This is a genomic window from Gryllotalpicola koreensis (assembly GCF_039538185.1).
Taxonomy (GTDB): domain Bacteria; phylum Actinomycetota; class Actinomycetes; order Actinomycetales; family Microbacteriaceae; genus Gryllotalpicola; species Gryllotalpicola koreensis.
On record NZ_BAABBW010000002.1, the window covers coordinates 75,282 to 97,537 of the forward strand.

At 71.4% G+C, this 22,256-nt stretch carries 25 protein-coding genes, 1 tRNA gene and 1 riboswitch; of the genes, 13 read left to right on the top strand and 13 right to left on the bottom strand.

The annotated features are described in order from the left end of the window. Positions 1 to 4: 4 nt before the first annotated feature. The 3 genes from ABD708_RS05245 to ABD708_RS05255 are packed head-to-tail and all read left to right on the top strand — an operon-like array spanning position 5 to position 2,399. Positions 5 to 406: a YciI family protein gene (locus ABD708_RS05245; RefSeq protein WP_344752248.1), complete on the top strand. Its 402-nt coding sequence runs from the start codon at positions 5 to 7 to the stop codon at positions 404 to 406. Positions 407 to 419: 13 nt separating this feature from the next. Further along, entirely contained in the window at positions 420 to 1,958 is a 1,539-nt protein-coding gene (locus ABD708_RS05250; protein WP_344752249.1) for a DUF7059 domain-containing protein, read from the top strand. 15 nt (positions 1,959 to 1,973) lie between these two features. Further along, positions 1,974 to 2,399, top strand: coding sequence for a DUF3054 domain-containing protein (locus ABD708_RS05255; protein WP_344752250.1), 426 nt, complete (start codon positions 1,974 to 1,976; stop codon positions 2,397 to 2,399). A gap of 192 nt (positions 2,400 to 2,591) precedes the next feature. On the opposite strand, the gene ABD708_RS05260 is transcribed toward ABD708_RS05255, so the two are convergent. Then, the gene (locus ABD708_RS05260; protein WP_344752251.1) at positions 2,592 to 3,263 is read right to left on the bottom strand and encodes a DUF1345 domain-containing protein; all 672 of its coding nucleotides are present in this window, start codon (positions 3,261 to 3,263) and stop codon (positions 2,592 to 2,594) included. Positions 3,264 to 3,296: 33 nt separating this feature from the next. Here ABD708_RS05260 and ABD708_RS05265 point away from each other — a divergent pair, with 33 nt between their 5' ends. Then, positions 3,297 to 3,803 carry a PaaI family thioesterase gene (locus tag ABD708_RS05265; RefSeq protein WP_344752252.1) on the top strand — a complete coding sequence of 169 codons (507 nt, stop codon included), beginning with the start codon at positions 3,297 to 3,299 and terminating at the stop codon, positions 3,801 to 3,803. Here the strand turns inward: ABD708_RS05265 and ABD708_RS05270 are convergent. The 4 genes from ABD708_RS05270 to ABD708_RS05285 all read right to left on the bottom strand — a co-directional run bounded on the left by ABD708_RS05270 (position 3,774) and on the right by ABD708_RS05285 (position 9,089). Further along, a complete protein-coding gene (locus ABD708_RS05270; RefSeq protein ID WP_344752253.1) occupies positions 3,774 to 5,474 on the bottom strand; it encodes a long-chain-fatty-acid--CoA ligase in 1,701 nt (566 codons plus the stop codon). The genes ABD708_RS05265 and ABD708_RS05270 overlap by 30 nt on opposite strands. 5 nt (positions 5,475 to 5,479) lie before the next feature. Continuing rightward, on the bottom strand, positions 5,480 to 6,148 hold the full coding sequence (locus tag ABD708_RS05275) for an SDR family oxidoreductase (protein WP_344752254.1): 669 nt from the start codon (positions 6,146 to 6,148) through the stop codon (positions 5,480 to 5,482). A 98-nt stretch (positions 6,149 to 6,246) separates the two neighbouring features. Next, positions 6,247 to 7,938 (bottom strand): chromosome partitioning protein, encoded by a 1,692-nt coding sequence (locus ABD708_RS05280; RefSeq protein WP_344752255.1) that lies wholly within the window; start codon positions 7,936 to 7,938, stop codon positions 6,247 to 6,249. 146 nt (positions 7,939 to 8,084) lie between these two features. Beyond that, the gene (locus ABD708_RS05285) at positions 8,085 to 9,089 is read right to left on the bottom strand and encodes an aldo/keto reductase family protein (RefSeq protein WP_344752256.1); all 1,005 of its coding nucleotides are present in this window, start codon (positions 9,087 to 9,089) and stop codon (positions 8,085 to 8,087) included. Between the two features lie 73 nt (positions 9,090 to 9,162). On the opposite strand from ABD708_RS05285, the gene ABD708_RS05290 reads away from it, so the two are divergent. After that, positions 9,163 to 10,407 carry a DNA polymerase IV gene (locus ABD708_RS05290; protein WP_344752257.1) on the top strand — a complete coding sequence of 415 codons (1,245 nt, stop codon included), beginning with the start codon at positions 9,163 to 9,165 and terminating at the stop codon, positions 10,405 to 10,407. Here the strand turns inward: ABD708_RS05290 and ABD708_RS05295 are convergent. After that, positions 10,404 to 11,321, bottom strand: coding sequence for an endonuclease/exonuclease/phosphatase family protein (locus tag ABD708_RS05295; RefSeq protein ID WP_344752258.1), 918 nt, complete (start codon positions 11,319 to 11,321; stop codon positions 10,404 to 10,406). The two genes, ABD708_RS05290 and ABD708_RS05295, sit on opposite strands and share 4 nt — an antisense overlap. A gap of 80 nt (positions 11,322 to 11,401) precedes the next feature. Here ABD708_RS05295 and ABD708_RS05300 point away from each other — a divergent pair, with 80 nt between their 5' ends. Next, positions 11,402 to 11,779, top strand: a complete 378-nt coding sequence (locus ABD708_RS05300) for a hypothetical protein (protein WP_344752259.1) — start codon at positions 11,402 to 11,404, stop codon at positions 11,777 to 11,779. 4 nt (positions 11,780 to 11,783) lie between these two features. Here ABD708_RS05300 and ABD708_RS05305 read toward each other — a convergent pair whose 3' ends face one another. Together ABD708_RS05305 and ABD708_RS05310 are read right to left on the bottom strand one after the other, a co-directional pair. Beyond that, positions 11,784 to 13,490: an ABC1 kinase family protein gene (locus ABD708_RS05305; protein WP_344752260.1), complete on the bottom strand. Its 1,707-nt coding sequence runs from the start codon at positions 13,488 to 13,490 to the stop codon at positions 11,784 to 11,786. Between the two features lie 4 nt (positions 13,491 to 13,494). Next, positions 13,495 to 14,058 carry a PadR family transcriptional regulator gene (locus ABD708_RS05310; protein WP_344752261.1) on the bottom strand — a complete coding sequence of 188 codons (564 nt, stop codon included), beginning with the start codon at positions 14,056 to 14,058 and terminating at the stop codon, positions 13,495 to 13,497. A gap of 145 nt (positions 14,059 to 14,203) precedes the next feature. Next, positions 14,204 to 14,314: riboswitch (TPP riboswitch) on the top strand. Between the two features lie 35 nt (positions 14,315 to 14,349). On the opposite strand from ABD708_RS05310, the gene ABD708_RS05315 reads away from it, so the two are divergent. The 5 genes from ABD708_RS05315 to ABD708_RS05335 are packed head-to-tail and all read left to right on the top strand — an operon-like array spanning position 14,350 to position 18,067. Further along, entirely contained in the window at positions 14,350 to 14,979 is a 630-nt protein-coding gene (locus ABD708_RS05315; protein ID WP_344752262.1) for an ECF transporter S component, read from the top strand. Next, positions 14,898 to 16,451, top strand: coding sequence for an ABC transporter ATP-binding protein (locus ABD708_RS05320; protein WP_425553248.1), 1,554 nt, complete (start codon positions 14,898 to 14,900; stop codon positions 16,449 to 16,451). Before ABD708_RS05315 ends, ABD708_RS05320 begins: the two co-directional genes overlap by 82 nt. Next, complete coding sequence (locus tag ABD708_RS05325; protein WP_344752263.1) at positions 16,448 to 17,230, top strand: energy-coupling factor transporter transmembrane component T family protein; 783 nt, start codon at positions 16,448 to 16,450, stop codon at positions 17,228 to 17,230. Before ABD708_RS05320 ends, ABD708_RS05325 begins: the two co-directional genes overlap by 4 nt. Next, positions 17,220 to 17,783 carry a nucleoside/nucleotide kinase family protein gene (locus ABD708_RS05330; RefSeq protein ID WP_344752264.1) on the top strand — a complete coding sequence of 188 codons (564 nt, stop codon included), beginning with the start codon at positions 17,220 to 17,222 and terminating at the stop codon, positions 17,781 to 17,783. The genes ABD708_RS05325 and ABD708_RS05330 overlap by 11 nt, the downstream gene beginning before the upstream one ends. Positions 17,784 to 17,803: 20 nt before the next feature. Continuing rightward, positions 17,804 to 18,067, top strand: a complete 264-nt coding sequence (locus ABD708_RS05335; protein ID WP_344752265.1) for a hypothetical protein — start codon at positions 17,804 to 17,806, stop codon at positions 18,065 to 18,067. Between the two features lie 3 nt (positions 18,068 to 18,070). On the opposite strand, the gene ABD708_RS05340 is transcribed toward ABD708_RS05335, so the two are convergent. Then, entirely contained in the window at positions 18,071 to 18,421 is a 351-nt protein-coding gene (locus ABD708_RS05340) for a metallopeptidase family protein (protein ID WP_344752266.1), read from the bottom strand. Between the two features lie 23 nt (positions 18,422 to 18,444). On the opposite strand from ABD708_RS05340, the gene ABD708_RS05345 reads away from it, so the two are divergent. Next, the gene (locus ABD708_RS05345; RefSeq protein WP_344752267.1) at positions 18,445 to 19,815 is read left to right on the top strand and encodes an NAD(P)/FAD-dependent oxidoreductase; all 1,371 of its coding nucleotides are present in this window, start codon (positions 18,445 to 18,447) and stop codon (positions 19,813 to 19,815) included. Between the two features lie 13 nt (positions 19,816 to 19,828). On the opposite strand, the gene ABD708_RS05350 is transcribed toward ABD708_RS05345, so the two are convergent. Continuing rightward, on the bottom strand, positions 19,829 to 20,455 hold the full coding sequence (locus ABD708_RS05350) for a response regulator (RefSeq protein ID WP_344752268.1): 627 nt from the start codon (positions 20,453 to 20,455) through the stop codon (positions 19,829 to 19,831). After that, a complete protein-coding gene (locus tag ABD708_RS05355; protein WP_344752269.1) occupies positions 20,452 to 20,793 on the bottom strand; it encodes a hypothetical protein in 342 nt (113 codons plus the stop codon). The genes ABD708_RS05350 and ABD708_RS05355 overlap by 4 nt, the downstream gene beginning before the upstream one ends. A 181-nt stretch (positions 20,794 to 20,974) precedes the next feature. Here ABD708_RS05355 and ABD708_RS05360 point away from each other — a divergent pair, with 181 nt between their 5' ends. Next, a complete protein-coding gene (locus ABD708_RS05360; RefSeq protein WP_344752270.1) occupies positions 20,975 to 21,469 on the top strand; it encodes a universal stress protein in 495 nt (164 codons plus the stop codon). A gap of 4 nt (positions 21,470 to 21,473) precedes the next feature. On the opposite strand, the gene ABD708_RS05365 is transcribed toward ABD708_RS05360, so the two are convergent. After that, positions 21,474 to 22,148 carry a phosphoribosyltransferase gene (locus ABD708_RS05365; protein WP_344752271.1) on the bottom strand — a complete coding sequence of 225 codons (675 nt, stop codon included), beginning with the start codon at positions 22,146 to 22,148 and terminating at the stop codon, positions 21,474 to 21,476. A gap of 16 nt (positions 22,149 to 22,164) precedes the next feature. Then, positions 22,165 to 22,240 (bottom strand) — tRNA-His (locus ABD708_RS05370). Positions 22,241 to 22,256 lie beyond the last annotated feature (16 nt).

Consider the following 22,256-nt stretch of genomic DNA (forward strand, 5'->3'; position numbering starts at 1 on the left):
AGAGATGACCGACAACACCCAGCAGTACCTGCTGCTGTTCACGGATGCTCCGGATGCCGAGCCGTACAGCAAGGAAGCCGACGACATCTTCGACTGGCTCGAAGCGGTGGCAGCGCACCGCATCTTCGGCGAGCGGCTCACCGGGCGCGCCGATGCCCGCCTCGTCACGAAGCGGCAGGGCGAGGTCTTCGTGACGGATGCCCCGGTGGCCGAGTTCAAGGAATGGTTCTCGGGCTTCGACCTGATCAGCGCGGCGAGCCTCGACGAGGCGGTGGAGATCGGCTCGCGGCATCCGTGCGCCCGCTTCGGCCGCGTGCTGGTGCTGCCGCTCATGGGCGCGATCGAGTCGAACGCGCTGCTTGAGCAGACCGTCGCAGCGCGAGCCGCAGCGGGAGTGACCGCATGAGAGACTCGGGGGCGTGCCGACGCTCGATGCCGACCTGATCACCGCTCTCCGCGCGGACCTCACCACCGCCGACTTCACCGTCGACACCGTGCGCGGGCTGTGGTCGGAGGCCGCCGGGGGAGCGCTCACCCGCTCGCACCGGGTCGCGGCGCAGCGCGAGCTCGCGGCGGCCCGCGAGGTGGGCGAGCTGACCGCCGCGGGAACGCTCGCCTGGCTGTTCGTGCTCGGCCTTCCCGTGACCGGCAGCGAGCTCGACGCCGCGCTGCCTGAGCTCGGAGCCGACGGCGCCGCGGCGCTGGGCCTCGCCGAGCTCGACGAGACCCAGCCGGCATCCGATCTTCTCCGCCCGCTCGTCGATCTGAGGCCGTATGCCTTCACCGACGCGCGGGGAGCGCAGGAGTGGTGGATCGCGAGCGACCTCGGCGAGCTCGCCCTCGGGCACGCGCTGGGCGCCGACCACGTGCTCGGCGTCGGCGGCGCCTCGACGACGCTGTCGAGCCTGATCCTGCCGCGCGAGGCCGAGCTCGCCCTCGACCTCGGCACGGGATGCGGCATCCAGGCGATGCATGTCGCCAGGCGGGCGCGGCGCGTGATCGCGACGGATATCTCGGCCCGCGCGCTCGAGTACGCCGACTTCAACGCGCGCCTCAACGGCATCGGCAACATCGAGTTCCGGCTCGGCAGCCTCTTCGAGCCCGTCGCGGGCGAGCGCTTCGGCCAGATCGTCAGCAACCCGCCGTTCGTGATCACCCCGCGGGTCGCCGAGGTCCCCGAGTACGAGTACCGGGACGGCGGATTCACCGGCGACGAGCTCGTGCAGCGGGTCGTGGCGGGCATCCGCGAGCATCTCGAGCCGGGCGGCGTCGCCCAGCTGCTCGGCAACTGGGAGTACTACGCCGGCGTCGACGGGCTCGACCGCGTGCGCTCCTGGGCGGAAGGTCTCGACGCGTGGGTCGTCGAGCGCGAGCTGCAGGACGCGCCGCGGTATGCCGAGACCTGGATCCGCGACGGCGGCACCCGCTCGGGCGACCCCGAGTACGACCGCTGGTACGCGCAGTGGCTCGACGACTTCGCGGCGCGCGGCGTCGAGTACGTCGGCTTCGGTTACTTGACCCTGCGGGCCCCGGCCGGCGGCGAGCCGACGCTCGCCCGCTTCGAGCAGGTCGAGTCGAGCGGCACGAACCCGGCGGGCATCGGCGCGCACGTCGCTCAGGCGCTGGCGGCACACGACGCGGTGAGCGGACTGACGGATGCCGCACTCGCCGAGCTGCGCCTGAAGGTCGCCCGCGACGTCACCGAGGAGCGCCACTCCTGGCCGGGCGACGAGGCGCCGATCGTGATCACTCTGCGCCAGGGCGCCGGATTCGGGCGTGCGCTGCAGGTCGACCCCGCTCTGTCGGGGCTCGTCGGGGCGTGCGACGGCGAGCTGACCATCGGCCAGATCTCCGACGCGATCGCGGCCCTGTTCGAGGTCGATGAGGCCGAGCTGCGTGCCGACCTGCTGCCGCGCGTGCGCGAGCTCGTCTTCACGGGTTTCCTCGAACTCGCGTAGGGAAGGATTGTCGCTATGACAGCACCCGAGCGCCCGGCATCCGTACCCACCGTCGACCCCGGCCGCTGGGTGTTCCTCTCGATCGTGCTCGACGTCGTCCTCGTCGTGCTGTTCACGGTGATCGGCCGGGTGAGCCACGGCGAGAACCTCGCCTTCGGCGGCGTCGTGCAGACGGCCTGGCCGTTCCTCGTGGGCACGCTGCTCGGCTGGCTGGTCACCGCCGCCTGGCGCCGGCCGCTCTCGCTCGTGCGCAGCGGCATCCCGATCTGGCTGCTGACCGTGATCGTGGGCATGGTGCTGCGGGTGGTGTCAAGCCAGGGCATCGCGGTCAGCTTCGTGGTCGTGGCGACGATCGTGCTCGGGGTGTTCCTGCTCGGCTGGCGCGCGATCGTCACGCCGATCGCCCGGCGCTCGGCGCGCCGCACCGCGCGCTCCCGCTAGGTCAGCGAGCCCACGGGGTGGTGCCAGTCCCGTGTCGTGCGGCGACAATAGTTGCCGCTTTGTCGGGACCCGCCTTCACGCGGCGACACGAGATGTGGCTCTGGTTTCCGAGTTCGGGCTTCTACTGTCGCCGCGCGAGGTCTGACGTGAGCTGATCGGCTCTACGAGCCGAGGCCGAACGTCGGACCGGCTCTACGAGCCGAGGCCGACTACAAGGTTGATGGTCGACGCGAGGATCACCGTCCCGAACAGGTACGACAAGAGCGTGTGCCGCAGCACGACACGTCGCAGCCTCATCGAGTGCAGCGTCGTGTCGGAGATCTGGTAGGTCATGCCGAGGTCGAACGCGAGATAGAGGAAATCGCTGAACACGGGGTCGGAGTCGTCGTCGTCGGTGGGGAAGTCGATGCCGCCCTCCGGTCGGCCGTAGTACTCGCGGGCGTAGCGCTGCGCGTACAGCGTGTGCACCAGGAACCACGACATGGCGACGCTGACGAGGGCGATGCCGCCGATCGCGGCCCGCTGGCCGGCCGGGTCGTGGCTCGCCCGGGCGATGATGAGCGCGACGGCGGCCAGCGAGGCGATGCTGGCGCCGATGACGAGCAGATCGCTGACGAAGATGCCCGGATCCTCACGGGTGGCGTGCGTGCGCATGCCGTCGGAATCCTGCGGCCACAGGTGACACCAGACCCACACGTTGTAGACGAGGCAGGCGACGAGCCAGCCGACCACGCCGGCGTACCACCACGAGCTCACGAAGCCGGTAATGACGGCCGCGACGGCGCCGACGACGAGCATGATGAGGATTCGGCGCATCGCGAGGCTGCTCGGCCGCTCGTCGTTGTGGGAGGCGGAAGAACTCACGCCACCAGGCTGGCACGGTCCTAGGCTCTGAGCATGACTGACACGGATGTCTCGTCCCGTTCCCTCACCATCGAGTGGGAGGACCCCGCGCCGGCCGCCGCGCAGATCCCCACCATGAGCGGGCTCGACTACATCCGAGGCCTCGCCGACGGCACCTATCCGCCGCCGCCGATCGCGAAGCTCATGGGCTTCACCGTCGCCGAGGTCGAGCAGGGCCGCGTCGTCTTCGAGTGCTCGCCGGGTGAGCAGCACTACAACCCCATCGGCACCGTGCACGGCGGTCTCGCCTGCACCCTGCTCGACTCCGCGATCGGCTGTGCCGCGCAGACGACGCTGCAGCAGGGGCAGGGCTACACCTCGATCGACATCACGGTGAGCTACCTGCGGCCGATCCTCGCGTCGAGCGGTCCGCTGTGCTGCGAGGGCGTCGTCACGAAGCCGGGCTCGCGTGTCGCCTTCGCCGAGGGCCGCCTCACCGACGGCGCGGGGCGCCTCGTCGCGACGGCGACTTCAAGCCTGCTGGTCTTCGCCCTGCAGTAGCTGCTCGCGCACTTTCTTGCGCAGCACCTTGCCGATCATGTTGCGGGGCAGCTCGTCGAGCTGCACGATTCGGCGCGGCACCTTGTAAGGCGTGAGGTTCTCGCGCAGCGTGGCGCGCATCGCCTCTGGATCGAACGGGGCGCCCGGCTGCATGACGACCGCGACGACCACCTCTTCGCCCGAGTGCGGGTGCGGCAGGCCCACGGCCGCGGCATCCTGCACCCCCTCGAGCGCGATCACCGCCTCCTCGACCTCGCTGGGCGCGACGTTGAAGCCCCCCGTGATGATGAGCTCCTTGATGCGGTCGACGATCTCGAAGAATCCGCGCTCGTCCATCACCGCGATGTCGCCGGTGTGGAACCAGCCGTCGCGCAGCACCGCCGCGGTCTCCTCCGCGCGCTTCCAATAGCCCGCGAACACCTGCGGGCCGCGCACGACGAGCTCGCCGGCCTCGCCCGCCGGCTGCTCGGTCTCGTGGTCCTCACGCGAGACGACCTTCGCGAGCGTGCTCGAGACGGGCAGCCCGATGCTGCCGGCATGCCGCTCGTCGGTGAGCGGGTTGATCATCAGGATGGGGCTCGTCTCACTGAGGCCGTAGCCCTCGACCAGGAATCCGCCCGTCTCCCGCTCCCACTGGGCGATGAGCTTCGTGTCGAGTGCCATGCCGCCCGAGACGCCGAGCGTGATGCCCCTCAGCGACACCTTCTTCTCGGCGGCACGCGTGAGCAGCCGCTCGATGATCGGCGGCACGGCGGGCAGATACGTCGCCGGATGCTTCTTGTGCGCCGCGAGCACGAGGTCGGGATCGAAGGCGGGGAACAGCACGAGCCGAGCGCCCATCGACATGGCGAAGGTGAGCCCGAGGGTGAGCCCATAGGCGTGGAAGACCGGCAGCATCGCGTAGACCACGACGCCGCTGCCGCGCTTCACGTCGGGGATCCACGCCTGGCACTGCAGCGCGTTGGCGACGAGGTTCGCGTGCGTCAGCATCGCGCCCTTCGGCGTTCCGGTCGTGCCGCTCGTGTACTGGATGACGGCGAGATCGGATGCCTCGGGCCGCGGGTGCTTTTTCGAGATGCGCCGGTTCGCGAGCAGCTTCTCCCAGGGGATGACCCCCTTGGGCAGCGGCCCCCACATTCTGTCCTTCGCCTCGCGCGCCGCCTTGAGCGGCAGGTTCATGGCGAAGCGCTTCGAGGCGGGCAGGCTGCGCGTGATGTCGATCGAGACGACTGTGTTCACCTCGAGGTCGGCGGGCAGGTCGAGCACCTTCTGCGCGATCTTCTGCCAGACGATCGCGAAGCGCGCGCCGTGATCCTCGAACTGGTGCCGCAACTCGCGCTCCGTGTAGAGCGGGTTGTGCTCGACGACGACCGCGCCGAGCCGCTGCACGGCATAGAAGGCGGCGATGTGCTCCGGGCAGTTCGGCAGCACGAGGGCGACGCGGTCGCCGCGCTGCACGCCGAGCTTCCTCAGGCCCTCGGCCGCGCGCTCGATCTGCTCGCCGAGCTCGCGGTAGCGCGTCTCCGCACCGAGGAAGTCGAGAGCGACCGCGTTCGGGAAGTCCTTCACGGTGCGCTCGATGAGGCGGGGCAGGGACTCTGTCACGGCCGGGACCTCGGCGACCACGCCCGGGGCGTAGTGCGCGAGCCACGGCCTCTCGGCCGACGTCATGGCACTCAGACTAGTGCCGACACGGCTTCCGCGATCGGGGTGGAACCGCCGGTGATCTCCCACTGTTCACCGATGCTTCCCTCGTTCTCCAGCACCGCGATCACCGTCGCCGCGACGTCTGCGCGGGGGATCGATCCGTTGGAGCGGTCGACGCTCTCTGCGATCTCCACGAGCCCCGTCCCCTCGCCGCTCGTGAGCGCGGTCGGCCGCAGGATCGTCCAGTCCAGGCCGGAGGCGCGCAGCTCGGCGTCGGCGTCGCGCTTCGCCGCGACATAGGCCGCCCACTGCGGGTCGGGCACCACGGTCGCGGTGGCCGGGTCGTCGACGCCCGCGGCCGAGATCATGACGTAGCGACGGATGCCTGCGGCGCGGCATGCCGCGATGGTGAGCACTGCCGCCCCGTAGTCGACGGTGCGCTTGCGCTCGACGCCGCTGTTCGCGCCCGCGCCCGCGGTGAACACCACCGCGTCGCAGCCCTCGAGCGCGGCGGCCAGCGTCGCGGCATCCGTCTGCTCCAGGTCGAGCGTGACACCCTCGCCGCCGAGCCGGAAGATGTCCTCTGCCGCCTCCTCGCCGCGCGCGACGCCGACGAAGTCATCGCCGTTGTCGTAGAGCTCGCGCATGAGCTCCTGACCGACTTTGCCGTGTGCACCGATGATCGCGACTCGAGCCATGCCTCCATCCTGGCACCGCGTTGTCGTGGTGCCGCGCAGCGCCGTGGCGGCGCAGCAGGGCCATTTCAGCGGCAACGCTGCTGATCGGAAAAAGCTGCTTACAGCCCTTCGGCCACGGTCGCGGCGACCTGCAGCCACGCCTCGCGCGTCGGGCGCGAGAGCAGCTCATAGCTGATCGTGCCGCCGTCGACGAGGGCGGGGTCGTGCGGCACCTCGAGCACCGAGCGGGTGAGCGAGCCGAAGTGCCCGCGCAACCGGCGGGCGAGCTGCGGATCCGGCGCGTCGGTGGTCGCCGACAGCACGGTCACGGCGTTGTCGATCTTCTGCTCGAGGCCCTTCTCGCGCAGCCCGTCGACGAGCCAGGCCGCGCTCGCGGCGGTGTCCTCACGCACCGTCGTCACGATCACGAGCTGATCGGCGGCTTCGACGGCGGCGAGCCAGTTCGGGGCGCGCATGTTGTTGCCCGTGTCGACCACGATGAGGCGATAGAAACGCTGCAGCGTCGCGTGCAGCCGGGTGAACGCGTCGGCGTCGACGAGGTCCGTCGCGTTCGGGTCCTCGTCGCTCGCGAGCACGTCGAACTGGGCAGATCCCTGCGCGCGCACGTAGTCGTCGAGGTCGCCGATGCGCGACGAGCCCATGTCGCCGAAGCGGTCGAGGTCGTGCAGCAGGCTGACGGCGCTGCGGTGGTGCGCGGCGGCGCGGGCGCGCCACCCGAGCGTGCCGCGGGTCTCGTTGTTGTCCCACGCGAGGGTGTAGCCGCCGCGGTGCTCGCCGAAGGTCGCCGCGAGCATCATCGTCGCCGTGGTCTTGTGGGCGCCGCCCTTCGGATTGATCACGACGATCGTGCGGGGGCCGGCGAACGAGCGCTGCACGGACTCGATCGAGCCGCGGCGCGCGAGCTCCGCCTCGCCGGGTGCCGGGCTGATGAGCCCGAAGGACGCCTTCCGCACCAGGCCCTGCCAGCCGAGCTCGGCGGGCGCGGTCGGCGTCTCAGGCCGCTGCGACATGAAGTCGTCGAGCGTCGGCAGGTGGTCGACGGTGGCCGGCGGCGAGGGGGGCAGCGGCTCGCCATCGTGGGAGTACGGCTCGAACGGCGCGGGCTGGGCCGGGGCGGGCTCGGATGCGGCCGGCGCAGCCGACACGGGGGCGGCCAGGGCGGTCGCCGCAGCCTCCGGGGCAGCCGACGTCGCCGGCGCGGGCGGCGGCGGGACGAGCGGCGTCGCGGCGGGCTGCGCGGGCGCGGGCGTGGCGACGTGGGCCGCGACCGGCGGAAGCGGCACGGACGGGATCGGGGCGGCAGCGGCCGCGGCATCCGTCACGGTCCGCTCACTCGGCGCCCCGTGGTCGTCGGTGGGCGACTGGAAGAGGTATTCGAGGTCGGGCACCGCGGCCGCACGCCCGGCGGGCTGGGTCAGGGTGTCGTCGTCATTGACGGGAACCTGACCGGGGTTGTGCTGGTCGCCGAGCCCCAGGATCGCGTCGAAGTCGAGATCGCCGCTCGGCGCCGGGGTGACCGGGCTGAGCGCCTCGGTGTAGCCGTCGGGGGAGACGCGCACCTCCTGCGAGCCGAGGCTGTCGCGTGCGAGCAGCCGCACGGGTCGCTCGAGCCGCTGGGCGACACCGGCCACGGCGCGGATGATGTCGCGACGCACTCCGTCTTCCGTGCGGCCTTCGATCGTGGTGATCGCACCGTCGACCGAGATCTGGCCGATGTACGGCCCTTCGGCGCTGCGCACCACGGTGGCTTCGATATGAGGAGTGTGGGTCATGGGGGTGGTGTCCGTCACGGGGTTCCCTCCGCTGATCATGGGCCCAGCGCTTCGGGAGAGCGGCGCTGTACCCCTAACGGGGGTAAAGCGTAGTCGATCCGTCGGGGAACCCGTCAAATGGGTAGGGCCGCCCCGAAGGGCGGCCCTACCAGAAGCGACGCGCGTCAGGCCACGCGCGTGGCCGGCGACTGGGTCAGCGTCGGGTCGCTTTCCGCGACCGCTCCGATGACCTCGTCGATCTTGGCGAGCACGGATGCCTCGAGCTTCACGCCCGCTGCGGCGGCGTTCGACGCGATCTGCTCCGGCCGGCTCGCGCCGACGATCGCACCCGCGACGTTGGGGTTCTGCAGCACCCAGGCGACGGCGAGCTGCGCCTGCGTGAGGCCGAGCTCCTCGGCGATCGGCTTCAGACCCTGCACCGCGGTGAGGATGTCGTCGCGCATCCACCGGGAGATCATGTTCTTGCCGCCCTTCTCGTCGGTCGCGCGGCTGCCCTCGGGCACGGGCTGGCCGGGCAGGTACTTGCCCGTCAGAACGCCCTGGGCGATGGGGGAGAAGACGATCTGCGAGAGTCCGAGTTCCTCGGAGGTCGGCACGACCTCCTGCTCGATGACGCGCCACAGCATGCTGTACTGGGGCTGATTCGAGATGAGCTGGAAGCCGAGCTCCTTGGCGAGCTTGTGGCCCGCGCGGATCTGGTCGGCGTTCCATTCGCTGACGCCGATGTAGAGCGCCTTGCCCTGGCGGACCACGTCGGCGAACGCCTGCATGGTCTCCTCGATGGGCGTCTCATAGTCGAAGCGGTGCGCCTGGTAGAGGTCGACGTAGTCGGTGCCGAGGCGGGTGAGCGAGCCGTTGATCGACTCGAGGATGTGCTTGCGGCTGAGGCCGGTGTCGTTCTTGCCGCCCGGGCCGGTCGGCCAGTAGACCTTCGTGAAGATCTCGAGGCTCTCGCGACGCTCGCCCTTGAGGGCGTCGCCGAGCACGACCTCGGCCGCCGTGTTCGCGTAGGCGTCCGCCGTGTCGAAGCTCGAGATGCCCGCGTCGAGCGCCGCGTGGATCGTCGCGTTCGCCGCGTCGTTCTCCACCTGCGAGGCGTGGGTGAGCCAGTTGCCGTAGATGATCTCGGAGATCTTGAGACCCGAGTTGCCGAGGTATCTGAATTCCATGACGCCAGCCTATTCAGAACCGTCGAATCGTTTCGACCCGCTCGGTTGTCAGTTGCCCGGGAGATCATTAAGCGTGGGCAGAGCAGACGGCAGCGATCGGCAGGTGACGAGCGGCCCCGTCGACGACACCGGGGCGAACATCCTGCACGTCGACATGGATGCCTTTTACGCGTCGGTCGAGGTGCTCGACCGCCCCGAGCTCGCCGGAAAGCCGCTGATCGTCGGGCACGCGACCGGCCGCTCCGTCGTCTCGAGCGCGTCGTACGAGGCGCGCCGCTTCGGCGTGCGCTCGGCGATGCCGGTCGCCCAGGCGCTGCGCCTGTGCCCCGACGCGATCACGGTCGACCCGCGCATGGAGCGCTACGCCGAGCTGTCCCGCCAGGTCATGCAGATCTTCCGGCGGGCGACACCGCTCGTCGAGCCGGTGTCGATCGACGAGGCGTTCCTCGACGTCTCCGGCGCGCGCAAGCTGCTCGGCAGCCCTGCGCACATCGCGGCGCAGCTGCGCGAGTGGGTGCGCCGCGAGACCGGCCTGCCGGCATCCGTCGGCGTCGCCGGCACGAAGTTCGTGGCGAAGCTCGCCTCCGGCCGCGCCAAGCCCGACGGCCTGCTCGTCGTCCCCGTCGCGCAGACGCTCGAGTTCCTGCACCCGCTGCCCGTCGGCGCGCTCTGGGGTGTCGGGCCGGCGACGCAGACCGCGCTCGCGAATCTCGGGCTGCGCACCGTCGCCGACATCGCGGCCGCGCCGATCGAATTGCTCGAGAAGCGCCTCGGCGTCGGTGGTCGTCGACTGTGGCAGCTCGCCAACGGCATCGACGTGCGCGAAGTCGAGACGACGCGCATCGAGAAATCGGTCGGGCACGAGGAGACCTTCGAGTTCGACGTCACCGACCCCGCGGTGCTGCGCCGCGAGCTGCTGCGGCTCGCCTCGCGTTCCGCGGAACGCCTGCGCGCGGCATCCGTCGCCGGCCGCACCGTGAGTCTGAAGCTGCGCTTCTCTGACTTCCGCACCATCTCGCGCTCGCGCACGCTGCCCGAGCCGACCTCGGTGGGCCGCCGCATCTACGAAGAGGTCGCGGGCCTGCTCGACGAGGCGTGGCGCGATCGCGCACCCGTGCGGCTGATCGGCGTGCGCGTCGAGCAGATCGAGGCGGATGCCGGGCAGCCCGCGCTCTGGGACCCCGACGAGGACTGGCGCGAGACCGAGCGCGCCGTCGACGGCATCGCGGCGAAGTTCGGTGCGGGAGCGCTCACCCCGGCTGCTCTGCTCGGCACGAAGCCGCGCCAGGTCGGCGACAGCGACCACTACCGGGGCTAGCGCAGGCCGACCTCGATCGGGCGGTGGTCACTGCCGTTGGGGGGCAGCACGACGCTCGAGACCACGTCGAGGCCCCGCTCGAGAATGTGGTCGACGCGCGCCACCGGGAAGTGCGCCGGCCAGGTGAAGCCGAGCCCCCACTGGCTCGTGCGCGGCTCGTCCACCGTGGCGAGCAGCTGGCGGAAGGAGCGGTCGGTCGAGGCGGCGTTGAAGTCGCCGACCGCGATCAGCCGAGGCGAGTGATCGGCGCGCAGGGTCGCGGCGAGCGTTCCGAGCATCGTGTCGCGCTGGGCGAACTCTCCGGGGCGCAGCGAGGCGGCGTGCAGCGCGTAGACGCGCACGGTGCCGGCATCCGTCTTCACGTCCACGCTCAGCGCGCGCTTCCAGCCCAGGCCGAGCGTGAGCGACTGGCCGTGCGAGAGGGGCAGCTCGCTCCAGACGCCGACCGTCCCGACGAGATAGTGGTGCGGGTACTGCCCGTCGAGGGTCGTGAGCGCCGCCTGCGCCGACGTGTCGGTGAGCTCCTGCAGGGCGATCACCTGCGGGTGGCGCGCGGCGAGGGAAGCCACGGTCTTGCCGGGGTCCGGGTTGTCGGCGTCGACGTTCTCGCTGATCACCGTGAGACTCGCCTCGCCCGAGCCCTGATGCGGTGTCAACTGGGGAACGAACAGCGCCGCCCACACGATGGCCGACACGAGCGCGCCGATGCCGACGAAGGCCGAGCGGCGCACCGCGGCGACAACCGCGAAGAACACGATCAGGATGCCGAACCAGGGCAGCACCGACTCGACGAGTCCCATGATGCCGGCCCGGTCGGGAATGGCGCCGTGCCAGAGCAGCAGCCCGCCCACGGCCAGCGCGAGAACGCCGAGAACGGCGTCGGCGACCAGTCGACTCAGGCGGCGGGCGGGCATCATCCGATCTTCCCATGCACGGGTGCGTGCGGCTGAGAAGACCCTGGCACCGCGGCGGGGCGCCGCGTAGCGTGGCCTGCATGAGCAGCGTGGTGGAGAGAATCGCGGAACAGGTTCGGGGCTTCGGGCTCTCGACGGTCTACGGCGAGGCGACGGAGCTGAACGGCGTGCACATCGTGCCGGTCGCGCTCTCGTTCCACGCCTTCGGCGCCGGCGAGGGGCGCGGCAACGGCGGCGGCGCAGGCGAGAAGGTCAATGTCAACGTGAACGGCGAGGGCGAGGGCAGCGGGGGCGGCGGCATCTCGGCGAGCGTGCCGTTCGGCGCCTACGTGCGCGACATCCGCGGGCTGCGCTTCGAGCCGAACGTGATCACGCTGATCGCGGTGGCCACGCCGTTCGTATGGGTCGTCGGCGGCGTGCTCGCGCGGCTTACGCGCGCGAAGAAGAAGCGCCGCTGACGCGCTAGATCCTCCCCCCGCCCCCGGCGAACGCCGCGTAGAGCAGGGGCACGGCGGAGACGCACATCAGCGCGACCCCGAGGGGCGCGGCGACACCGAGCAGCAGGATGCCGCCGATCAGGAACCCGGCGAACAGCACGGCGCCGACCGCACGCCGGATCAGCCGCTCGAGACGCGAGAGTCGCCGATCGAGCACCGGCGTCGCGACGGTCACCGCCCCGTCGTTGACCCGTGTGACGAGCGCGTCGATGCGGCCGGGCAGGCGCAGGAACACCCCGGCGGCTGACAGGGCCTCCCGTGCGGCGGCGGCAACGACGTTGCCGCCCTCCTCGCGCAGCAGGCGCGACGCGAACGGCTCGATCGCGTCCCAGATGTTGAACTCCGGATCGAGCGCGCTGCACACCCCCGAGGTCAGCGACATCGCGCGGATGACGAGCAGGAAGTCCTCCGGCAGCTGGAACGGCAACGAGCGGACCACCCGCCCGAACTCCTGCCCGAAATCGCGGAACTCTCGCTGGTCGACCCGCCGCAGCTGCGCGAACCCCATGCCGCCGAAGCGGTCGAAGAGCTGCGTCATGGCACGCTCGAGCGCGGTCGTGTCGGCGGAGGGCAGCAGGATGCCGACCTCCTGGATGCTCTCGATCAGCGCTCGCCCGTCGCGCGCCGCCACCGCGACGAGCAGCCGGCGCAGGCCCGCCCGCAGCTCGTCGGTGATCTCGCCCATCATCCCGAAATCGATGAAGGTGAGGCGGAAGCCGGGCGCGGCGGAATCAGGGGTGACGAACACGTTCCCCGGGTGCGGGTCGGCGTGGAAATAGCCTTGCCCCAGCAGCTGCTCGAACATCACCTCCGCGAACGCCTTCGCCACCTCTGCGGGGTCGATGCCCGCCGCACGCAGCTCCTCGACGTCGGTGATCTTGATCGCCGTCACATCGGCGAGGGTGAGCACGCGCCGCGTCGTGCGCTCCCACACGACCTCGGGCACGGCGACGCGCCGATCCTGCGCGAACATCGCCGCGAAGCGCTCGGCGCCGACGGCTTCGTGCAGATAGTCGATCTCGTCGAGGCTCGTCTTCGCGAACTCGGCGACGAGCGCCTGCGGGTCGACGTGGTCGGTCACGATGCGCAGCCGGCTGAGCCAGCCGGCGATGCGGCGCAGCGCCGCAAGATCCACGTCGACGATCGCACGGATGCCCGGCCGCTGCACCTTGACGACCGCGGCGTCCCGGCCGAGCTCGGCCGCATCCTGCGCCGACAGCCGCGCCCGATGCGCTTGGCCGAGGGATGCCGCGGCCACCGGCGCCTCCTCGAAGGCCGCGTACGCCTCGGCGAGCGGGGCGCCGAGCTCGGCTGCGGCGAGCTCGCTGACGGCGGCGAACGCCGCGGGCGGAACCTCGTCCTGCAGGCCCGCCAGCTCGCGCGTGATCTCGGGCGGCAGCACGTCGAGCCGGCTCGACAGGAACTGCCCGACCTTGATCATGAGGCCGCCGAGCTCGACGGCCAGCACGTGGAAGCGCTGTGCGAGTCGCGTCAGGCGCGCGGTGCGCCCGCGCGCGGAGATCCGCTCGAGGCCGAGGCGCGGCAGCACGAGCTCGTACCACCACGTCTGGGCCAGGTAGCGGAACGCGAAGCGCAGGATGCGGCGGTAGCGGGCGCGCTCGAGGCCGGCGCCGGGCGCTTCGCCCGCGCCGGAGCCGCGCGCCGGCGGCATCCGATCAACCCTGCGCGAGGATCGCGTACAGCTTGCGGCGCACCTCGTCGAGCAGCGCGGCAGCCTGCTTCTGCTGCGCCGACGTGCCGGAGCGCTGCACCTGCGCCGCCGCCTGCGCCAGCTCCATCCCAGCCGCCGGCAGGGGACCGAACAGCTCGTGCTTGCCGGATGATGTCCATGACGTAGCGCGCTCGGCCGCGGCATCCGCCTCGGCCTGCCCCTGCTCTGTGAGGGAGTAGGTCTTGCGCCCGTCCGTCACCTCGGCGGCGATCACGCCCTCGTCGGCGAGCAGCTGCAGCATCGGGTAGACCTCGCCGGCGGCGGGCTTCCACGAGCCGCCGCTGCGCGAGTCGATCTCGGCGATGATCTCGCCGCCGTGCGCGGGCTTCTCGGCGAGCAGCGCGAGGATCGCGAGCCGCACGTCGCCGCCGCGCTGCTCCCGCGGCGACAGGCGCTGCTCGACCGCGGAGCGCAGCTGATCGAACGCGTCAGACAGAGAAGGGCCGGCACCACGCCGTGCGCCGTATCCGCGCGAGCCGAAGCCCCCGCTCGTGAAGGGACTGCTCATGACGACCTCCTGACGTCAGCGGCGCTCGGAGCGCCGCTTCTCCTCCCGGCGCTTGCGCCAGATCAGCACCCGCAGCAGCACGATGAACGCGACGGTGACCGCGATCACGGGGGCGAACGGGCTCATGCGGCCCAGTCTATGATTGGCGGCAGTACACGGGAGTCCGGTGAGCCGGGCTGAGAGGAAGGTTCTCAACCTTCGACCGTCGAACCTGATCCGGGTCATGCCGGCGCAGGGAGGCAGAATCTCAACATCCCGTGCCCTCGTTTCGTGAGCGAAAGGGATGAACGAGTGCACGCAACAACCGATTCACTGACGGCTGCCGCGCCGAAGCGCGCCAGGTCGCTGAAGTGGCGCCCCGTCGACATCGTCGTGGCCGCCGTGCTGGCGGTCGCCGCCGGCATCGTCTTCTGGGTGTGGGACCTCGCGTCCAACCCCGTCGGCGCGCCGATCGAGGCGGCCCTGCCCGGGCTGCAGGGCATCATCAACGGGCCGTGGCTGTTTGCCGGCGTGCTCGTGGGGCTCGTGGTGCGCAAGCCGGGCGCCGCGCTGTTCGGCGAGCTCGTCGCGGCGAGTGTGTCGGCGCTGCTCGGCACGGTGTGGGGCCCCTTGACGCTCGTTTCCGGCCTCGTGCAGGGCCTCGGCGTCGAGGCCGTCTTCGCGATCCTGCTCTACCGCCGCTGGGGTCTCGGCGCCACGCTGCTCGGCGGTCTCGGCGCCGGCGTGGGCGAGTCGATCCTCGACCTCACCGTGTGGTATCCGGGCGCGAAGCCGCTGTTCGCGGTGCTGTACGCCTCGAGCACGATCGTCTCGGGCATTGTCGTCGCCGGCCTCGGCTCGTGGCTGCTCGTCAAGGCGCTCGCCAAGACGGGGGCGCTCAGCCGCTTCGCGTCGGGGCGCGAGGCGGTGGCGCGGTCCTGAGCGCGAGGGGTTCGACCCGGGCAGCCGGGGTCACGGCCCGGGGCTGGGGCTGGCGTCACGCGGGCCGCCGCGCGTGGGCGCTCGATGGGCTCGATCTCGTCATCGAGCCGGGGGAGCGGGTGCTGCTGCTCGGCGCCTCCGGCTCCGGCAAGTCGACACTGCTCGCGGCGCTCGCGGGCGTGCTCGGCGGCGAGGACGAGGGGGAGGAGCGCGGCACGCTCCTCGTCGATGGGGCAGATCCGGCCGCCCTGCGCGGGCGGGTCGGGCTCGTCCTGCAGGACCCCGACGCGCAGCAGGTGCTTGCCCGGGTCGGGGACGACGTCGCTTTCGGGCTCGAGAACCTCGGCGTGCCGACGAACGAGCTGTGGCCGCGCGTCGCCGAGGCACTCGACGCGGTCGGCCTCGACGTGCCCTTCGGCCGGCAGACCGCCGAGCTCTCCGGCGGGCAGAAGCAGCGCCTCGCCCTCGCCGGTGTGCTCGCGATGCGCCCCGGACTGCTGCTGCTCGACGAGCCGACGGCGAACCTCGACCCGGAGGGCGTCGCCGAGGTGCGCGACGCGGTGGCGAGGGTGACGGATGCCACGGGCGCGACGCTCGTCGTCGTGGAGCACCGCGTCGCGGTGTGGCGCGACCTTGTGACCCGGGCGATCGTGATCGGCCCGGACGGCCGGCTGCTCGCCGACGGACCACCTGACCGCGTGCTCGCGGAGCGCGCTGACGAACTCGCCGCGACAGGCGTCTGGGTGCCCGGCCGCCGGGTGCTCCCGCCGCTGCCGGTGCGGGCCGCGGGCGCACCGCTGCTGTCCGCGCGGGGACTCGCCGTCGGCCGCGCCCGTTCGGCGACGGTGGCAAGCGGTCTTGACCTCGAGCTGGGGGAGGGCGAGGCGCTCGTCGTCTCCGGGGCGAACGGCGCTGGGAAGTCGACGCTCGCACTCACACTCGGCGGCCTCCTGCCGCCGCGTTCCGGCGAGGTGACCGCGTCGCCGCGGCTGGCCGCCGGTGCGCCACCCGCCCCCATCCGCTGGTCGTCGCGCGAGCTGCTGACCCGCATCGGCAGCATTTTCCAGAACCCGGAGCACCAGTTGCTCGCGTCGACCGTGCGCGGCGAGCTGGCGGTCGGCCCGCGGGCGCTCGGGCTGCCCGACGCCGAGATCACGGTGCGCGTCGACGAGCTGCTCGCCCGGCTCGACCTCGCGGGGCTCGCCGAGGCGAACCCGTTCACGCTCTCGGGCGGCCAGAAGCGCCGACTCTCGGTGGCGACGGCGCTTGCGACCCGGCCGCGGGTGCTGCTTCTCGACGAGCCGACCTTCGGGCAGGACGCGCGCACCTGGGCCGAGCTCGTGCTGCTGCTGCGCGAGTTCGCCGACGACGGCAACGCGATCGTCGCCGTGAGCCACGATGAGGAGCTTCCGGCGGCGCTCGGGGCCCGAGAATGGCGCCTCGAGCCGGGGCGGGAGGCGGTGCCGCGATGAGCGCCCTGCTGCCCGCCTTCCGCACCGGCCCTCTCGCCCGCGTGAACCCCGTCACGAAGCTCGCCTGCGCGCTGCTGGTGGCGTTCACGCTGCTCGCGACCGTCGACTGGGTGAGCGCCGTCGTCGCGGTCGGGCTCGAGGCGGTGGTGCTGGCGTTCACGCGGCTGCCCTGGCGGCGGGTGCTGCCGCGGCTCGTGCCCCTCGGCGCCGCGGCTCTGCTCGCGGGCGTGACGACGACGCTCTACGGCGTGCCCACCGGCCGCGTGTGGTGGCAGTGGGGCGTCATCGAGATCACCGACGGCTCCATCGACTTCGCCGTCGCGACCGCGCTGCGCATCCTCGCGATCGGCGTCCCGTCGGTCATCCTGTTCCTCACGATCGACCCCACCGAGCTCGCCGACGGGCTCGCGCAGCTCGTGCGTCTGCCCGCCCGGTTCGTGATCGGCGCCCTCGCCGCGCTGCGGCTGGTCGGCCTCTTCATGGACGACTGGCGCGCGCTCACCCTTGCGCGACGCGCCCGGGGCGTCGCCGACCGCGGACGGCTGCAGCGCTACGCCGGGCTCGTGTTCGCGCTGCTCGTGCTCGCCATCCGCCGGGGAACGAAGCTGACCACCGCGATGGAGGCGCGCGGCTTCGGTGCGGCCGGTCCGCGCAGCTGGGCGCGACCGGCGACGCTGGGGCGGGCGGACGCCGCAGCGCTCGCGATCGGCGTCGCGATCGCCGCTCTTGCGGTGATCGTCTCGGTCTCGACGGGAAGCTGGCACTGGATTGCGTCCTGAGCAGAAAGCGCTCGAGGCCGTCAGGGCACTCGACGCGAGGAATCCGATCGTCCTCATCGACGGTCCGAGCGGGGCGGGCAAGTCGACGCTCGCCGATGGGCTGATCAGGGCGTGGCCGACGGATGCCGCACCGCAACTCGTCCGCCTTGACGACCTCTACCCGGGCTGGGGCGGACTTGCGGCCGGCAGCCATCAGGTCGCGACCGAGCTGCTCGCGCCGCTGCGCGAGAGCGGGGCGGGCCGCTGGCGCGGCTGGAACTGGGCCGCGGGCCGCCCCGCCGACTGGCACGAAATATCGGCGACCCGGCCGCTGGTCGTCGAGGGCTGCGGCGCGCTCTCGCTGGCATCCGCCCCGCATGCCGATCTGAGGATCTGGCTCTCGGCGGACGACGCCGTGCGCAAGCGGCGCGCGCTCGCCCGCGACCGCGGCGCCTTCGACGCGCACTGGGAGATGTGGGACGCGCAGTTCACGGAGTTCGTGCGCACGCAGCATCCGCTCGCGCTCGCTGACCTGGTTCTGGACGGTACGCCAGCCCCTAGCTCGGTGTCATGAGCAGGGTCTAGATTCTCGGCATGAGCACCGCAGAGACCGCGAAGGAATATGTCACCGAGTTCCTCGACGGCCCCCTTCAGGGACAGACCGACCGCCGCAGCTTCATCGACGGGGAGTACGAGAAGGACCTTGAGGCCTTCGTCGCCGTCGAGGGGCTGCCGTCGACGCTGCACTACATCGCCGCCTCGACGAAGCAGGTCGGCGAGACGCTGTTCGTGAGCTACCGCTTCGATCCGGCCACGAGTGACTCGATCGAGCCCGACGACCAGGACACGAACATTTAGGGGTTACGCCCAGCCCAGCTTGTGCAGCTCGGCGTCGTCGAGCCCGAAGTAGTGCGCGATCTCGTGCACGAGCGTCACGTGGATCTCGTCGCGCAGCTCGTCGAGGCTGTCGCAGGCCGCGAGGTGCGGCTCGCGATACAGGATGATGCGATCGGGCAACTCGCCGAAGCCGTAGCGGTCGCGCTCGGTGAGGTCGGTGCCGTCGTACAGGCCGAGCAGGTCGAGCGAGCCGTCCTCCGGTCGGTCCTCGACGAGGAACACGACGTTCTCAAGGCCGTCGACCATCTCGTCGGGCAACTGATCCAATTCCTCGACGACCAGTTTCTCGAAGGAATCGTGCGTCAGATCGAGCACCTGACCACGATACCGTTGTCGGCGTGAAGAACGGCGAAGTGTCCTTCTGGTGGTCGCAGCTCGGTCCCGTCGAGCCGCAGCCGGCGCTCGACGGCTCGATCGAAGCGGACGTCTGCATCGTCGGTGCCGGCTACACCGGGCTGTGGACGGCCTTCTATCTGAAGAAGGCGCGGCCCTCGCTGCGGGTCGTCGTGCTCGAGCAGCGCTTCGCGGGTTACGGCGCCTCAGGACGCAACGGCGGCTGGCTCGCCAACTCGATCACGGGCGGCCGCGAGCAGTACGTGGCACGCCACGGCCGCGCCGCGGTCGCGCGCTTCCAGCAGCTCGCGAACGAGACCGTCGACGAGGTGATCGCGGTCGCCGCCGCCGAGGGCATCGACGCCGACATCCACAAGGGCGGCGAGTTCACGATCGCGACGGATGCCGCACAGCTCGGCCGTCTTGAGGCGTTCGCCGCCGCTGAGCAGCAGTGGGCCGAGAGCGGCGTCGTGCTGCTCACCGCCGACGAAGCGCGTGCCCGCATCGCGGTCGACGGCGTGCGTGGCGGCGTCTGGCATCCGCACACGGCTCGGCTGCACCCGGCGAAGCTCGCGCGCGGCCTGCGCGAGACGGTGCTGCGGCTCGGCGTCGAGCTGTACGAGGGGACCCGGGTCGAGTCGATCGAGCCGCATCACGCGCTCACCGCGCGCGGCGCGGTGAAGGCATCCGCGATCGTGCGCGCCACCGAGGGCTTCACGGCGGGCTTCCGGCAGTTCCACCGTGAGTGGCTGCCGCTGAACTCGTCTCTCGTGGTGACGACGCCGCTGCCGGCATCCGTCTGGGGAGAAATCGGGTGGCACGGGCGTGAGACGCTCGGCGATATGGCGCACGCCTATATGTACGCACAGCGCACAGCCGACGACCGCATCGCGTTCGGCGGACGCGGGCGGCCGTATCGCTTCGGATCCGGGGTGGATGCCGACGGGCAGACGCCTGCCGGGACGGTCGCCGAGCTGCGCGCGCTCATTGAGCGGTTCTGGCCGGTGCTGCGCGGCGTGCAGCTCGACCACGCCTGGTCGGGGGTGCTCGGAGTGCCGCGCGACTGGTCGGCGACCGTCGGCCTCGACCGGGCGACGGGGCTCGGCTGGGCGGGCGGCTACGTCGGCACAGGCGTCGCGTCGACGAACCTCGCGGGCCGCACGCTCGCCGACCTGATCCTCGAGAAAGACTCCGAGCTCGTCACGCTGCCGTGGGTCGGGCACCGGGTGCGCACCTGGGAGCCCGAGCCGCTGCGCTGGGTCGCGGTGCAGGCGCTGTACGCCCTGTACCACGCGGCAGACCGCGCCGAGCATGCCGGGCGCCCGACGACCTCACCTCTCGCGCGGCTCGCCGACGTGGTGTCAGGGCACCGCTGAGCGTGCCTCCTCGCTAGTGCTGCGTGCTGCTCTGCAGCAGGGCAGCCTGCGTGCGGCTCTGCAGACCGAGTTTGGCGAGCAGCGACGAGACGTAGTTCTTCACGGTCTTCTCGGCGAGGCCGATCTCGTGGCCGATCTGCTTGTTCGACAGTCCGTCGGCGATGAGCGCGAGCACCTGCTTCTCACGTGCCGTCAGCGCGTCGAAGCGGGGGTCGTCCACGCCGTGCCGCATGCGCTGCGTGACCCGCTCGCGCAGCCCCGCGTCGATGAGCGACTCGCCGCGGGCGGCGCGGCGCACGCTCTCGACGAGACCGTTGCCGCGGATGTCCTTCAGCACATACCCGACCGCACCCGCGAGGATCGCGGAGTAGACGGCCTCGTCGTCGTCGTAGGCGGTGAGCATCACGCACCGGGTCTCGGGCATCGCGGCGAGCACGTCGCGGCAGACGTCTACGCCGCTGCCGTCCGGAAGGCGCACGTCGAGCAGCACCACGTCAGGGCGCGTCGCGAGGATGCGGCCGAGCGCGTGCGTCGCGCCGTCGCTCTCGCCGACCACCTCGATGTCGCGCTCGCGATCGAGCAGGTCGGCGACGCCGCGGCGCACCACTTCATGGTCGTCGACGAGGAAAACCCGGGTCATGCCTGTTCTTTCTCTGCGGTGGCGGTCGGTTCTGTGGCGGCCGATTCTGTGGCCATCAGCAGCAGCGCAGCGGCCTCGTCCCAGAGCAGGGCGTGGCCGCAGTCGTGCGCGCGCTCGGGGATCTGCCCCGAATACGCCACGTAGTAGTGCCCGTCGCGGTGGATCCAGCCGCGCTTGCGCCCATCGACGTAGACGGCGCAGGTGTCGATGTCGACCTCGCGAGCGACGAGCTGCACCACGTGCGGCTCCTCATCGGGAACGCGCACGTTGGCGACCATGCTCCCGTGGGTTCCCAGCACCCCTGCGGTGCGGGGCGTGGGTCGCTCGAGCATCAACACGATGGGCACCTTCGATCCGGCAGGGGTGGACTGCCTCTTGAGCCACTCTGGCGGCTGCGAGAGGGGATGGCCAGGGCAGAAAGTCCCGGTGCCCGCAGGCTACGCCGATCACCGCGCATCCAGAAGGGCGCTGAGTCGAAAGGCCCGGTGCGCCGAGCGCGTGCGGCGCAAGACTGCGGCCATGAGCACAATGAATGCGGGCGAGAAGCCCAAGAAGATCGTGGTCGGGCTCGACGGCTCCGAGCGGTCGATCGGGGCGCTGCGGCGGGCGGTCGTCCTGGCGGACGCGCTCGGCGCAGACCTCGAGCTGGTCGCGGTGTGGCAGTATCCGTCGATCGGCTCCGGCTCCTATCCGGCCGACACCGAGCTGTTCGAGAGCTGGGCGCGCGACTCCCTCGTCGAGGCGAAAGCCAAGGTGTGGGGCGCCACGCCGCCCGCATCGCTGCAGGCCTACGTGCGCAACGGCTCGCCGGCGCGCGTGCTGATCGAGGAGAGCAGAGATGCCGACATGCTGGTCGTCGGCAGCCGGGGGCACGGTGGATTCGCCGGCCTCATGCTCGGCTCGGTGAGCATGGCCGTCGCGGAGCACGCGAAGTGCCCGGTGCTCGTGGTGCACGACGTGCCGGTCAGCGCGAAGACTGCGTCGCAGCCCGCGGTCGCAACCGCTCAGGGCTGATCGCTCAAGGCTGATCGGCCGCGAGCAGTTCCCGCACCTCGGCGTCGGTCGTCTGCGTGAAGTCGACGTAGGCCTGGCCGACGCCGAGGAACGCGCTCGGGTACCAGGGCGAGATGAGTTCGTCGACGGATGCCTGAACCGCGGCCCTGGCGCCCGGGAGCACCACGGGTGATGCCGCGATGAGGCGGCTCGGCTCGAGCTGCCGCGCTGCGGCCGCTGCCGCCCGCATGGTCGCACCGGTGGCGATGCCGTCGTCGACGAGCAGCACGGTGCGGCCGGCGAGCCGGAGCGGCGGCCGGTCGCCGCGGTAGGCGGCAACACGCCGATCGAGCTCGACGCGCTCATGGGCGAGAGCGTCGGCCCAGGCATCCGTCTCGCCGCTGCGCCGGCCAAAGCCGGATGTGGCCCGCTCGCGCAACTCGTCGTTCGCGACGACCGCGAGCTCGCCGCCGACCGAGGCGATCGCGCCCATCGCGACCTCGGGGCTGCCCGGCACGCCGAGCTTGCGCACGACGAGCACGTCGAACGGCGCGTCGAGCGCCCGCGCGAGCTCGGCGGCGACGGGCACGCCGCCGCGGGGAAGCGCGAGGACGACGACGTGGGCGAGTCCCGGGAACCGTTCGACGACGGTTTCCGCGAGGACCCTGCCGGCCTCGCGCCGGTCACGATAGATGTTCATGGCTCACACCACGTATTGGGGTGATCGACGGGGATTGAACCCGCGACCCCCTGGACCACAACCAGGTGCTCTACCGACTGAGCTACGACCACCATGCGACCCAACTCA

Coding starts and splice junctions, on each gene's coding strand:
- ABD708_RS05285 (WP_344752256.1), bottom strand. CDS start 9,089: ATGGAATTCAGATACCTCGGCAACTCGGGTCTCAAGATCTCCGAGATC.
- ABD708_RS05310 (WP_344752261.1), bottom strand. CDS start 14,058: ATGAGCAGTCCCTTCACGAGCGGGGGCTTCGGCTCGCGCGGATACGGC.
- ABD708_RS05255 (WP_344752250.1), top strand. CDS start 1,974: ATGACAGCACCCGAGCGCCCGGCATCCGTACCCACCGTCGACCCCGGC.
- ABD708_RS05325 (WP_344752263.1), top strand. CDS start 16,448: ATGAGCGCCCTGCTGCCCGCCTTCCGCACCGGCCCTCTCGCCCGCGTG.
- ABD708_RS05265 (WP_344752252.1), top strand. CDS start 3,297: ATGACTGACACGGATGTCTCGTCCCGTTCCCTCACCATCGAGTGGGAG.
- ABD708_RS05350 (WP_344752268.1), bottom strand. CDS start 20,455: ATGACCCGGGTTTTCCTCGTCGACGACCATGAAGTGGTGCGCCGCGGC.
- ABD708_RS05275 (WP_344752254.1), bottom strand. CDS start 6,148: ATGGCTCGAGTCGCGATCATCGGTGCACACGGCAAAGTCGGTCAGGAG.
- ABD708_RS05305 (WP_344752260.1), bottom strand. CDS start 13,490: ATGCCGCCGGCGCGCGGCTCCGGCGCGGGCGAAGCGCCCGGCGCCGGC.
- ABD708_RS05295 (WP_344752258.1), bottom strand. CDS start 11,321: ATGCCCGCCCGCCGCCTGAGTCGACTGGTCGCCGACGCCGTTCTCGGC.
- ABD708_RS05335 (WP_344752265.1), top strand. CDS start 17,804: ATGAGCACCGCAGAGACCGCGAAGGAATATGTCACCGAGTTCCTCGAC.
- ABD708_RS05360 (WP_344752270.1), top strand. CDS start 20,975: ATGAGCACAATGAATGCGGGCGAGAAGCCCAAGAAGATCGTGGTCGGG.
- ABD708_RS05300 (WP_344752259.1), top strand. CDS start 11,402: ATGAGCAGCGTGGTGGAGAGAATCGCGGAACAGGTTCGGGGCTTCGGG.
- ABD708_RS05365 (WP_344752271.1), bottom strand. CDS start 22,148: ATGAACATCTATCGTGACCGGCGCGAGGCCGGCAGGGTCCTCGCGGAA.
- ABD708_RS05270 (WP_344752253.1), bottom strand. CDS start 5,474: ATGACGTCGGCCGAGAGGCCGTGGCTCGCGCACTACGCCCCGGGCGTG.
- ABD708_RS05245 (WP_344752248.1), top strand. CDS start 5: ATGACCGACAACACCCAGCAGTACCTGCTGCTGTTCACGGATGCTCCG.